General features: G+C 39.7%; 11 protein-coding genes, 1 tRNA gene and 1 riboswitch. Of the genes, 6 read left to right on the plus strand and 6 right to left on the minus strand.

All coding sequences use genetic code 11. The features are described from left to right. Nucleotides 1-66: 66 nt before the first annotated feature. Nucleotides 67-693 carry a hypothetical protein gene (locus tag HXT55_RS05395; protein WP_019262020.1) on the minus strand — a complete coding sequence of 209 codons (627 nt, stop codon included), beginning with the start codon at nt 691-693 and terminating at the stop codon, nt 67-69. 560 nt (nt 694-1,253) lie between these two features. After that, nucleotides 1,254-1,346, plus strand: a riboswitch (TPP riboswitch). On the opposite strand from HXT55_RS05395, the gene thiM reads away from it, so the two are divergent. After that, entirely contained in the window at nt 1,334-2,875 is a 1,542-nt protein-coding gene (gene thiM / locus HXT55_RS05400) for a hydroxyethylthiazole kinase (protein ID WP_004115568.1), read from the plus strand. (Overlaps the previous riboswitch by 13 nt.) Before the next feature lie 79 nt (nt 2,876-2,954). Continuing rightward, a tRNA-Arg gene (locus HXT55_RS05405) sits at nt 2,955-3,027 on the plus strand. A gap of 15 nt (nt 3,028-3,042) precedes the next feature. Here HXT55_RS05405 and HXT55_RS05410 read toward each other — a convergent pair. Further along, a complete protein-coding gene (locus HXT55_RS05410; protein WP_004115570.1) occupies nt 3,043-5,655 on the minus strand; it encodes an ATP-binding cassette domain-containing protein in 2,613 nt (870 codons plus the stop codon). Between the two features lie 465 nt (nt 5,656-6,120). Further along, nucleotides 6,121-7,488, minus strand: a complete 1,368-nt coding sequence (locus tag HXT55_RS05415) for a dipeptidase (protein ID WP_421792688.1) — start codon at nt 7,486-7,488, stop codon at nt 6,121-6,123. 206 nt (nt 7,489-7,694) lie between these two features. Here HXT55_RS05415 and HXT55_RS05420 point away from each other — a divergent pair, with 206 nt between their 5' ends. Together HXT55_RS05420 and HXT55_RS05425 are read left to right on the plus strand one after the other, a co-directional pair. Beyond that, entirely contained in the window at nt 7,695-8,261 is a 567-nt protein-coding gene (locus HXT55_RS05420; RefSeq protein ID WP_373271523.1) for a DUF3043 domain-containing protein, read from the plus strand. 127 nt (nt 8,262-8,388) lie between these two features. Then, nucleotides 8,389-9,174, plus strand: coding sequence for a DUF4191 domain-containing protein (locus HXT55_RS05425; protein WP_004112489.1), 786 nt, complete (start codon nt 8,389-8,391; stop codon nt 9,172-9,174). A 107-nt stretch (nt 9,175-9,281) separates the two neighbouring features. Here HXT55_RS05425 and HXT55_RS05430 read toward each other — a convergent pair whose 3' ends face one another. Genes HXT55_RS05430 through HXT55_RS05440 form a run of 3 tightly spaced genes read right to left on the minus strand, consistent with a single transcriptional unit; the run spans nt 9,282 to nt 11,389 of the window. Continuing rightward, nucleotides 9,282-9,827 carry a low molecular weight protein-tyrosine-phosphatase gene (locus HXT55_RS05430; protein WP_064623381.1) on the minus strand — a complete coding sequence of 182 codons (546 nt, stop codon included), beginning with the start codon at nt 9,825-9,827 and terminating at the stop codon, nt 9,282-9,284. Between the two features lie 8 nt (nt 9,828-9,835). After that, nucleotides 9,836-10,468, minus strand: coding sequence for a dihydrofolate reductase (locus tag HXT55_RS05435; protein WP_004115573.1), 633 nt, complete (start codon nt 10,466-10,468; stop codon nt 9,836-9,838). A 48-nt stretch (nt 10,469-10,516) separates the two neighbouring features. After that, complete coding sequence (locus HXT55_RS05440; RefSeq protein ID WP_004574972.1) at nt 10,517-11,389, minus strand: thymidylate synthase; 873 nt, start codon at nt 11,387-11,389, stop codon at nt 10,517-10,519. Nucleotides 11,390-11,583: 194 nt separating this feature from the next. Between HXT55_RS05440 and HXT55_RS05445 the strand changes: the two genes are divergently transcribed. Both HXT55_RS05445 and HXT55_RS05450 read left to right on the plus strand, forming a co-directional pair. Beyond that, entirely contained in the window at nt 11,584-12,003 is a 420-nt protein-coding gene (locus HXT55_RS05445; protein WP_004116790.1) for an OsmC family protein, read from the plus strand. Nucleotides 12,004-12,094: 91 nt separating this feature from the next. Then, entirely contained in the window at nt 12,095-13,333 is a 1,239-nt protein-coding gene (locus HXT55_RS05450) for a glycosyltransferase (protein WP_004116793.1), read from the plus strand. Nucleotides 13,334-13,410: the final 77 nt, after the last annotated feature.

Consider the following 13,410-nt stretch of genomic DNA (forward strand, 5'->3'; position numbering starts at 1 on the left):
ATATATGTTTTGATATTTATTTATATTGATTTAAATTAATTTGTTTAATTATTTTTCAATTCTGATTTACTTGTGTAAAACGAGTCGAATTGGAGTGTAAAGAACCTCAACAACAACAGCATTAAACACAGCAGTACCCAAAATGATTGGAAGCATAACAAGAACAGTGTTTGGAGAGTGAAGAATAAAGAAAGATGCGATTGTTGCAAAAATCATTCCAGAAATAACAGTTGCAATAAAGGCAGAAATGAATGGGAAAACACTGAACTTTCTAGCGGCATCCTTAGGAAAAGCCTTTAAATAACCCATCAACATCAAAGTCATAATAATTGCTGCTGGAATATCGCAAGCGTATTCAAGACCAGGAATTGAAGTGTTAAATTGAATTAAAGTCGCAGCCAAAGCACCAATAATCGCACCCTGAATAACATTTGGACGAACCAATAAAATAGCAAGACAGAACGATGCGATTACAAACTCTGGCTGAATATTTCCAATCGAAAGCGCTTTTGCAACTGTAAAGTCAAGAATACATCCTGCTGCAAAAAGAACAGCCACCAACACCAAAGACGTAATATCTAAAGCATGCTTTTTAACATTTACACCTTTAAGTAAATCCGCAGCCTGATTAACACTAGATTCAGCAGAAGTAAATGAGGTTTCCTGCTTAGTTTCATTAATTTCCTGAGCCATGATTTTCTCCTTTTATGTAGATTTTTATGTTGATTGTTTTAAACAATTTTTTAATTGTTTTTTATGTTTATAGATTTGTTTTAGACGTAAAATTAATCCAAATAGATTTGGCTTTCTGGAGATATAAAAAAGACCTCCAGGTTTACCCTAGAGGTCTTTTACAAGCCTAAACAAGCAGCTTCTAAAACTTTAGAGTAAACTACGCCAAAGAGAAGTCTGCCACCACCACATACGAGCAGCATCAAAAGTATCGCGAGCTTGAGCATTCATGTTACGCATGATAGCCGCCTCCTTAATACTTAGCTGCAAAGCTAAACGCTTAATGTGGTCAATCACAAATCCAAAATCGTAAATCGTAAAATTTACGATATCTGTTTGTGTTGTGTTTGATGCTAACACTATAAAAGTACAAATGCAAACAAAAATAAAAAATTAATGGAAAAATTTTATAAAATCTAAAACAATAATCTTCAATCATCCCCGAAATTTCAAGCGAAACAACGCAAAACGCGCGAAATAAAATATTACATAGCCAAACGTCATACACAAACGATATAGTCAAATTCGGTTCGGGGTGCGTAAAAACGCTGAGATTACACCCGTTAAACCTGATCTAGGTAGTGCTAGCGAAGGGAAAATCATGGAAGAATTAAACGAATCAAATGCAAATATAGATACAAATATAGATACAAGTTTTAGCGTTCGCGCAAGAAGACGAATGTTTCTAAATGACGTTAGATCATGCATAGAAAGAGTGAGAGCAAAGAAGCCACTAACTCATTGCATAACAAACAATATTGTTCAAGAAATAACAGCAAATGTACTACTTTCCGCAGGAGCTACGCCAATAATGGTATGCGACCCAGATGAAGCAGCAGGCATTGCAAAAATAGCGTCAGGCGTTCTAGTAAATGTTGGAACATTCGAAGAGATAAAAGGCAAAGCCATACGCAAAGCAATAGAAACTTGCGAAGAAACACAAACTCCTTGGGTACTAGATCCAGTTGGAGTTGGAGTAGACGAATTAACCACTAGAACAAAATTTGTAAGAGAAATAGTAAAACGAAACCCAACAGTAATACGAGCGAACGCAAGCGAAATATTAGCTTTAGTTGGGCAAAACAGTCAGATGAAAGGCGTAGATGCGCAAGATCCAGTAAACTCCGCGCTAGAAGCAGCCAAAAAACTGGCAAAAGAATACGGATCTGTAATATCAATATCTGGAGAAAAAGACGCGGTATACGGTCACGGATGCCTAGTGCGAATAACTGGTGGACACAAGGCTATGACAAAAGTTGTAGGAACTGGGTGCGCTCTTGGATCATTAGTGGCGGCATATGTGGGTGCAAACCCAGAGCGCCCAGTGGCAGCAACAGTGGCTGCACACGTGCACGCTGCAGCAGCTGGAACGTTTGCAGCAAGACAAACAACCGCACCAGGAACATTCAAAACACTGTGGATCGACGCATTGCAAACATTAAGTGTAAACAACATGTTTGAACTAACAAACATTGAATTTAGCATAGAACCAACAGATTGGACGCTTTACCTAGTCACAGATCCACGAATGGGAAACCGTAGCGAAGAACAAGTTGCAGTAGAATCCATAGATGGAGGAGTGACAGTAGTTCAATTGCGAGATAAATACTCCAACGATACTGAAATATCAGAAAAAGCCATAAAGTTACGCAAAACACTTATAAAAGCAAAACATGGAGATATACCGATTTTCATAGACGATCACGTTGACACCGCAGCAAAACTGGGATTCAACCTGCATATTGGTCAAAAAGACACGCCTTTCGTTACAGCACGTAAATCCATGCCAGCCGAATGGATGATTGGACTTTCTTGCGCAAGAGTAGACCTAATGGAAAAAGCATATAAAGAGTGCAAAGAGAACGATACTCCACTTCCTGATGTTATAGGAATCGGAGCTGCATTTGCCACAAATACTAAGGCGCATGATGTTCCTCCTCTTGGAGTTGAAGGCGTAAATGAAGTAGCAAAAGTAGCACACAGCATGGGTGTAAAAACTCTAGCGATTGGTGGAATACACGAAAACACCGTTTTTCCAATCAAAGACCTAAGCATTGATGGAGTATGCACTGTATCTGCTCTCATGTGCGCTGAAGATCCTAAAAAAGTAGCAAGCGATCTTAAAAGCGTAATAACTCGCTAAAGTATGCATTAAAGTCACAAAGATTGGCTAATAGCGTATACTTTCAATCCCTAGCAACGTGTATACTTTCACAAGTTGCGGGCTTGTAGCTCAGTGGATAGAGCGTCTGCCTCCGGAGCAGAAGGTCGTGGGTTCGAATCCCATTAAGCCCACATTGTATGTTAGTATTAATTTCCTCCAAGAAGAGCAAAAGTACCGTAATATACAGCAGCGATTAAAGCGATAGCAGGAATAATTAAGCACCCAATCATAAACACATAATCGCGTTTATTCACATGGCTTATACGTGCATGAGATCTTGGGTTTTCTCCGCCAAATCCACGAGCTTCCATAGCCGTAGCCAAAGTTGTAGATCTTCGAATAGACAGCACCAAAAGAGCAAAAGCTTGAGGCATAAAAGCCTTAATCTTACTATCATCGCCAAGTCCGCGAGAACGCCTAGATGCACTGAGAGCAGCCCAATCATCTTGAAGGACGCTAAACAATCGCATACCAGCTAATCCACCGTAAACAAACCTATCTGGCAATTTCATAACTTGACTAAAGGCATCAGCTAAATCAGTTGCATCAATGCCAATAACAGTAACAATAGCTGGAACACCGATAGCTAAAATTCTGATGAATGTTGCAATTGCAAGAGTTGTGGAATGATCACTTACATGAATAATTCCCCAATCAAACCATGTTGCTCCACCTGATTTACCATACAACCACACTGCTAATGCAGATCCAGGAGCACCAACCCATACAGGCCAAGAAAGTTTAATAACTCGCAAAGGGTTCATTTTAACAACCCAAAGAATCACAAACTCCAAAACCAAAGCTATTGTTGCAGAAAGCCAGTCGAGAGTAAACAAAAGCGGAACCGAAAGTAGGAAAGCTCCAAGCATCCTATACACAGGATTCAAAGATGCCAAGAATGGAGAATAACTTGATGCGCGAGCTGCCTCATCACGATGGTTCACATCGCTAACTTCTATTCGAGATATATTCGTTGCATCTGTTGACGAAGATAATGCTAAATATTCTTGTGAATTATCTACATTTTCAGACTCATAAGATTCGTTATTAGTGGAATCCACATTAGTTTTAAGTTCCACTAAACGCGCTCCAAGCGCATCTACTAACTCTCTATCATGAGTAACAACAATAACACTAACGCCATCTGCGCGAAGGCTTGCAATGAGTTTTATAATTTGTAACCAAGTTTTACGATCCTGTCCAAAAGTCGGTTCATCTAAAATTAAAACTCTTGGAGCTGCAGCCAAAGATGCAGCAACAGTAAGTCTACGCTTTTCACCTCCAGATAAAGTGTATGGGTTTGCGTTAGAATATCTAGATAGGCGGAATCTATCTAATAAAGACTCTGCTTTAGTTTTAGCGTCTTCTTCACTCATTCCAGTTCTAATAGGACCCAGCATAACTTCTTCAAGAACAGTTCCACACGCAAACTGATGTTCTGGATTCTGGAAAACGTATGAAATTCTTTTAGCAAGATCAGTAGACTTCCATTTCATAGGATCGGTGCCACCAGCGCCTTCGCAAAGATCCTCACTAGCTACAACCTGACCTTCTAAAGCTGGAATTAATCCTGCCAAAGTTAGAGATAAAGTGGATTTTCCAGCACCATTTGCTCCAACTAATGCTGTGATTTGTCCAGAATTAAATTTCAAATTGATATTTTTGGCTATTGGAGTACTCGTATGACTAATCGCAAGGTTTTCTGTTGATAGAACTACTCTTCCATCACCTTTTGCTGGATCGCAATCTGGTTCACATTCAACATAAATCCTACCAATTCTGCGATCTTGCGGATCTTTATACTTGTCAGGAAGCCAAATCCCAAGGTTTTCAAAATCAAGATCGCTTCTACTGAACACTTCGTCTGGAGTTCCATCTGCAACAATAACTGTTTGCGCAAACTCGTCTCGCGCAATATCATCATCGTGAACATAATTATTCTCTTCAGTATTGTTCACAGAATTATCAAGACCAAGAACCACTACTCTATCAATCAAATCAATCCAAGGCTGCGCATGATGTTCTACAAGAACCATTGTTGCATTGGTATCGTCTAAAACTTTACCAACAGCTTTTACAATCTGATTAACACCATCTGGATCTAGATTCGCAGTAGGCTCATCTAAAAGAAGCACACTTGGCTTCATAGCCAATGCTCCAGCCAATGCCAGACGCTGCATTTGACCACCACTTAAATGGGCGGTAGAACGGTGTAACTGTAATCCTTCTAAACCTACTTCTTCAAGACTTTTATTAACAAGATCCCATATTTCTTTACGAGGAACATTCATATTTTCAGGACCGAAGGCGACGTTATCCCCTAAACGCTGAAAAATAGCTTGAGCCTCTGGATCTTGTAACACTAATCCTACTCGCCCACGCGCTTTATGAACTGGTAAATCATCTACGAATACTGAGCCTTCGCTTACACCGCCATCTTCATCTTCTACTAAAACATTCTTCTTCGAATCAGGCTTTGAATTATTTGAGCTAGATTTAACAATATCACTACCAATCAGCCCAGCAGCACCTTCAAGAATTGTGGATTTGCCTATGCCCGATGCACCAAGCAACAAAACTCTTTGCCCTGCTTCAATTGTTAGGTTCAACCCGCGTACAGCAAAATGTTTGCGAGAAGCATGACGATAACCCCAATTATCAAAACGTAGCTGAGCATTGCAGCTAGCCGATGGAAGGAATGTTTCGGCATCCTGCGTATTAGTTTTGTTCAAAACTGGCGTTTCAAATGCATCGGGCATAGCAAAATCCTTTATGGCAATGATTTTTATTTAATTATTTTCTATCTATTTTTTAATTTTTTCTTTTAGAATCATTTAGATCTGCTACGGACTTTTTAACGACCTAAAAATCCTAAAATGTCTTTATTACAAACACGTTTTTGACTTATCCTAATAACAAAACGTCATATCAGTGATTTACATCGCTGATTGCATTGCAATAAGACATTTTCTTTCGACATAGATATGTGCTTTACTGTTCTTTCACTACGACTTATGCGTTGGCTTAAATCGTAGGTCACCATTAAGGCACGGGAAAAACAGATCTCCGTGCGCCAGCATTACCTGGATTCACGTTCAAGCGGTTTCTCTCAGCTTTACAAATTAATGCAAAGCACCCGTGTCGTGTGAAGATTTTACGTCATTGCGTAGACTCGTATACAAACGCTAAAATTTTATATAGCGATTGTATACGAGTTGTTAAGTTTACTTAGTTAGACGATCTAAAAGCAAAGCTTCAGTTACGATATTCGATTTCAAGCCAGAAAGAGAAATCGACTCGTTAGGACTATGCGCATTAGACTTTGGATCTTCAGGTCCAGTCACCAAAACCTGAGCTTTAGGGAAAATTCGTTGCAATTCTGGAATAAATGGAATCGAACCACCTTCGCCCTTGTTAATAGGATCCACGCCAAAAGCATCCTTCATAGAAGCTAAAGCGTCCTTAGTTGCTACAGCATCAGGATCCATAGCCCAACCCATACCATTGTCAACTGGCTTTACAGTAACTTGCGCACCGAATGGGGCGTTTGCAACAAAAAAGTCGCTCAAAGCTTTTTGCGCTTCTTCTGGACGCTGGCAAGGCGCAGTTCTAAGCGAAAGTCGCAAACGCGTTTCGTGAGCAATCACATTAAAGCTTTCCTCTACTGGATGAGCATCCATACCAATAACAGTCAAGCTAGGCTTAGTCCACATACGAGCAGCAAGGGAACCAGTACCAGCAAGCTTGTAAGAATCCACTACTGAAGAATCTGCGCGAACTTGAGCCTCATCCAAATCACGTTGCAAACCGCCAACAGGCTCTTGCGATTCAATTCCAGGAACGGCCAAATCACCTTCCTTGTTATAAAGAGAAGCAATAAGCATTGAAGCAAGCGTGTATGCGTCTAAAATTGGTCCGCCAAACTGTCCAGAATGAACCTGATGTCCAAGAACTTTCACTTTAACGTCTACAGTAGTGTTTCCGCGCAAACTAGTCGTAAGACTTGGAACATCCGCAGACCAATTTCCAGAGTCGGCAACAATAATAACGTCTGATTCAAACTCATCTTTATGAGCTTCGATGAATGGAATGAAACTTGGAGAGCCCATTTCCTCTTCACCTTCAATAAATACCTTAATATTTACGCCTAAATCTTCGCTTAAAGCGCGCAAAGCACCGTAGTGAATTGCAATTCCGCCGCCATCATCAGCACTACCGCGGCCATACAAGCGACCATCTACTTCAGTTCCTTTGAAAGGATCAGTATTCCATTCGCTTGCATCTGGAACAGGCTGAACATCGTGATGAGCGTAAAGCAAAACAGTTGGAGCGCTAGGATCCACAATACGAGATCCAACTACTTCAAAAGCTCCAGGAGTACCATCCGGATTCTGAGACTGCTCAACGCGAGCATCTACACCCACTTCGCGCAAAACTTCAGCCACATACTCAGCCGAAGCACGCATATGATCTCCAGTAATGCCTTTAGCAGAAACAGCTCCTAAAGAGATCTTCTTATTTAATACGCTAATAACGTCTTCCCAAGCGTTTTGCACGCGCGAACGCACATCAGCAACCTCTAAACTAGCCATAAGTCCTCCAAAAAACAGTAGATTAGTAAAAACATTAGTTGAATTACTACTATCAGACTATTCATAACCAACGAAATTGCTCATAACGCGTCTAGTCTGTTGGGTAATCTGCAAACATGACATGGAATCCATTCGTAAAAAAATCTGCTGATAATGGTGCACAAAATGGCAATCAATCAGCGACTAATGAAAATAGTGAAAATAAAATAGAAGATAAGGCAAAGACTCGCACAAAAAACGCTCCAACGCCGAAGCAAAGCGAAGCTACAGCGCAGAATCTTAGACCGTTAGTTCCAACGGATAGAAAAGCAAGCGCAAAGGCTGCGCGAGCCAGATTGCGCGAAAAAGAAAATGCTCAATACGATGCGATGAAAAATGGAGACTTAGCTCATATGCCAAAGTCAGAGCAGCTTCCATGGAGAGTTTATATTAGAGATTATGTAGATGCGCGTTTCAATATTGGCGAATTTTTTGTGCCGTTTGCAATCGTTATTATGCTCTGCATATTCTTAACTCAAAACTTCTTATCCACTAAGTATATTGCTCTATATTTTGCTCTTGCGATTGTTCTTTACGCATATCTTTTTGCTGCAATTATTGACGTTATAATAATGTGGCGCAAGCTTCGTAAAGAGCTTGTTAAGCGATACGGCGAAGTTTCTGTTGGCAAAAGCTCTAGATCTGCTATGTATGCTTGCAGTCGAGCAATACAAATGCGCAGATGGAGACTCCCAAAGCCAAGTACACCAAAGCGCGGTAATTGGCCTAAATAAATCGCTAGTATACTAACAAAGCTATGATTTATAGCATAAGCGTGTTTAGGGTATGATTACTAAGCAATAAAGCAACAAAATACAAAGCAATAAAACGCTAATATTATGTATTAGGGGATAAACGCAAATGGCAAACGATAAACCAAAAGGCATTAAGAAGCCAGGCATGATTTCACAAATTATGCGTATCTACAAGTACACGCATACAGACGATAAGCAGCTTCCACTTTGGCTTGGCTTAGCTTTTGTAGCTCCTGTTGTGCTGTGCATTGTAGCTGGTGTTATTCTTAGATGGTCCATTTTGACTTGGATTATGATGGTAATAACAGCACTTATGCTGGGTCTTTTACTGTTTACTGTTGTTCTCACTAAACGCGCAGATAAGGTTGGCTATGCAAGACTAGAAGGAAAGCCTGGAGCTGCGGCTGGCATTGTATCTGCTATTAACAAAGGCGGATTTACTTTCCCTCAACAACCTGTGTGGGTTGATCCTCGCACAAAAGATGCTATTTGGAGAGGAACTGGTTTTAACGGAATCTTCCTTGTTGGCGAAGGTAACTATGAGCGTTTAAGCCAAGCTATGAATCGCCAAGAGCACGCGATTAAAAGTGTTACAGCAGGATCTAATATTCCTGTTTACCGCATTTGCGTCGGTAATGGTGAAAATCAAGTTAAACTTAGGGATCTAAGAAGTAAGGTTTTAAAATCTAAAACTTTAATGCCTACAAATCACAAGTTTGCTTTGTTTAAGATGATTCACCCTAATCGTCGCTTCTTCCTCACTAAAACTGAGCTTGCAATTTTGAATGATCGTTTGCGTACACTACAGGGCAAATCTGGGTTCGGTATTCCAAAAGGAATTGACCCAACTCATGCTCCTCGAGTAAGTCGCAGAGCTTTAAGAGGAAAATAAATCGTAGGTTTTATTTAAATAAAAGGCATAAAAATAAACCAGACGTTCCAATTGGTTCGTCTGGTTTTAATATATTTTAAGCGACTTTATATGACTTTACGCAATTATTATTCGCGCGTTATCTGCGACTCTACCCAATCCACAATGTAAGGAGCACACTCCTCCACTTGATCCATTGCAATCTCAAACTCTTTAGGACCTCCGTACCATGGGTCCGCCAAATCCAAAACAGCTTCGCGACCAACTTGTGGCTTTTCTAAAGACGGATCAAAAGACCTATACATGTGAACAAGACTACGCTTTTGTGGCGGAATAATCCTGAGCAAAGATTGCATATGCGAAGCAGTCATTGGAAGAAAAAGATTCGTCTCTTCTATTTCATCTCGCTCAATCCTATGCGCAAAATGGCTTAACGGCAAAGAATAACCCCTACTTTTAAGCTCTCTTTGCGCACGTCTATCAATCTGATTTCCGTATTCTTCGTCACTTACGCCACATGATTTTACAGCAACAACATCGCTTAATCCTCTAAGCTTAAACTCGTTACGCAAAACAATTTCTGCCATTGGCGATCTGCAAATATTCCCTGTACAAACCGTCATAACAACATACGGATGCTTAGCATCTACGTGAATTTTGTTTAAAGATTCCATACATATCCTTAATCTAGCTTATTTTTAGATTTAACTGGCTCATAAACCATAAACTTATATTTTGTATTGAATTGATTTGCGCCAACTTTTATAGTCGATTCCTGCCAATCACAATCACGTGCAACTTTCCACAATCCATCATCTACAAGTTTCTGAATGTTAGGAGCAAACGTATCAGCTTCTACTCTAGTGTCAATTTGAGTTACATAGGCAGCGTCAACAATTTGCGACTCAATCACTTCTCTAAAAATTGCTCCGCCACCAATAATCCAAACTGCGCTACCATCTTTAGGCAAATCTGAAGAATCTACATGCTCAATAGGATTATCTTCAATCCATTTTTTTGCGTAACATATTGCTTCTTCAATGCTTGTAAAACTTTTTGCACCATCTGAATTAAAATCTGGATTCCTAGAAACAACGATATTTTCTCGCCCAGGAAGAGGACGGAACTTTTCTGGCATAGAATCCCAAGTTCCCCTACCCATTATTACTGGGCAAGAAATTGTCATGGCTTTAAAATAGCGCAAATCTGTGGAAAGTCTCCATGGCATACCACCATTTACACCCATTGCGCCTACGCGGCCTTCCAAATCGTATGCTTGCCCCCAAATTAAACGCACAGGAATATCGTTTGCCATAAAACTCCTAGTCAAAAACTCAAACTAATAAGCAACTAATAAATAAGATCACACAGCTACAGGAGCTTTAATCGTAGGATGATGCTTATAATCAACAACCTTAAAATCACTATAGTCGTAGCTAAAAATTGAATCAGCTTTACGAATCTCAAGCTGCGGATACGGGTACGGCTCACGCGAAAGCTGCTCAAGCACTTGCTCTACGTGATTATCGTAAATATGGCAATCGCCACCTGTCCACACGAACTCTCCTGGTTCCAATCCTGCTTGCTGAGCCATCATCATTGTTAAAAGCGAGTAAGAAGCAATGTTGAATGGCACGCCAAGGAACATATCGCAAGAACGCTGGTAAAGCTGGCAAGAAAGCTTGCCGTCAGCAACATAGAACTGGAAAAGCGAGTGACAAGGCGGCAAAGCCATATTCTCTACTTCTGCAGGATTCCAAGCACTGACAATCATTCGACGAGAATCTGGATGATTTTTAATAAGCTCCATAACGTTTGCAATCTGGTCGATTGTTCGATTAGGATTTTCTTGCGTAGGCGCTGGCCAACTACGCCACTGAACGCCGTAAACAGGACCTAAATCGCCATTTTCATCTGCCCACTCATCCCAAATATGCACACCGTTTTCTTGCAACCAGCGCACATTACTAGAACCTTTAAGGAACCAAAGAAGCTCATATGCAAGTCCCTTAAAGAACACTGTTTTTGTGGTTATAAGCGGAAAACTCTTGCTTAAGTCAAATCGAATTTGTTGACCAAAAAGAGATATTGTTCCAGTACCAGTGCGATCCGATTTTAAAGTACCTTCCATAAGTATTTTTCTAACCAAATCCTCATAAGGTGTAGGAATATCGGAAGTAGGTTTCTGTGGTACGCGAGAGCGGATATCCGCAAGTTCTTCTTGAGTTAAAGCCATGAGATTATTTTATCATTAGCTAAATTCAACACCACCAAAAGTAAATATAAGAAATATAAGAACAAGAATCAAACTGAAATCAAAGCATGCTAGTTATAATAGGTTTGTCTTAAAAAATAAAAGTTAAAAACAAATAGACATAAGCACAAACATAATCACAATGTGTTAATGTATAAAAATGCAAAGGAGCAAAAATGACTAGAAGAATATGGGTTGAACGTTTAGAAGACGGGTCTTGGCAAGCACAAAGTGATGATGGTGCAACACTAAAATTTGGTAAAGGAGAAGGACAATTTTCACCTGTGGAACTAATGCAAATAGCTCTAGCTGGTTGCACAGCTTTAAGCAGCCAATACGCTGTTGAACATGCGCTCGGAGAAGGAAAAGGCGCTCGAGTTCTTGTAAATGGAACTTATGATCCAGAAGAAGGAACTTACTTAAGATTCCAAGAGGATGTAACAGTTGATGCTACAAGCGCAAAACCTGCTTTAAACGATGAAAATGCAAAAGAACTAAAAGAACGCATGGAAAGACATATCAACAAGGGTTGCACAGTTAAGCACACTCTTGAACGCGGTGCGCAAGTGCGTGTAACAGTAAATGTAAGACACTAAAAACGCTAAAAATCACAATTTGTGGCGCAATAACTTACACAATGCTACACTTTTAACGTTGTTAGAGCTATTTATGTAACTGGAGGAAACTTTGAAAATCGCGATTTTTACAGAAACATATCCACCATACATAAATGGCGTAGCAACGCAATCATACATGCTTAAAAAAATGTACGAGGAACTTGGACACGAGGTTCTTGTTGTTACGGTTGGATCCGAAAAACAGCGAAAAACTAAGCTTGTAGACGGAGTTGTATACGTTCCAGGAATACTTCTTAAAAAGCTATACAAGTATAGAGTTGCAATTCCGATTGGAAACATGCGCAAAAAATTCCCTATCAACTTTAAACCAGATGTTATTCATATACAAAATGAGTTTGGTATTGGTGAAATAGGTCTAGAAGTTGCTAAAAAAGAACATGTTCCTGTTATTTATACTCTTCATACAGAATACGATAAGTTCCTGTTTTATATTGGTCTAAAGCATTTTACAGAGTTTTCTAGGAATATTTCAGCAAAATATTTTACGCGATTTTCTAAAAATGCAACAATTATTACTAGTATGTCCGCTAAGGCTCAAGCTTATATTGATCGTCAAAAAGTCGATAAAAAAGTTGTTGTTCTTAGCAATGCAGTTGAATATAAAAAGTTCTTGCCTACACCAGAGCGAATTGCTTTTAGAAAAGAATTCCGTAAAAAATACGGTATTGCTGATTCCACGAAACTCTTCGTTTTTGTTGGAAGAATCGGAGCAGAAAAGAATATCTCTGAGCTTATTGACAACTTTATGTATTGCGATTTTCCACGCGAATTAGCTAGACTCGTTGTTATTGGCGGAGGACCTGATTTAGAAGACTTGCGTAAGAAAGTAGCTAGCAAAGGATTTGAAGATAGAATCTACCTACTTGGCCCTATTGAACACACGCAGATCCCTAAGTATTTGCACGCTATGGACTACTACACTACCGCTTCCCTATCGGAAATGCATTCACTTTCTATGCTTGAAGCCATGGCATCTGGATTATTTGCTCTCGTAAAGCACGATATCCCTAATGAGAATCAGATTATTAGTGGCAAAAATGGTTATCAGTGGGATTCTAAAGAAGACTTTAAGCAAGTGTTTAGTCACGTTCTTAACATGAGTGAAGAAGAGCAAGCACAACTAAAAGCAAATGTTCTCGAATACTCAAAGAACAATGACTTTAAAAAGCAAGCTCAAGAGCTAATTAAAATTTATAAACTTGCTATTGAAATGAACAATAACGAACTTGCTAAAAAACGCGCTGCTCGCGAAAAAAGACGCGCACGATTTTTACTTAAAAACAAGTAAAAATCAAACTTAAACAAATAAAAAGCACATAGTACATGCCTGGGCTAGCTTTGCAACAAAATAGCGTCCAAAACACT

Source organism: Gardnerella sp. KA00718 (genome assembly GCF_049244285.1).
Classification (GTDB): Bacteria; Actinomycetota; Actinomycetes; order Actinomycetales; family Bifidobacteriaceae; genus Bifidobacterium; species Bifidobacterium vaginale.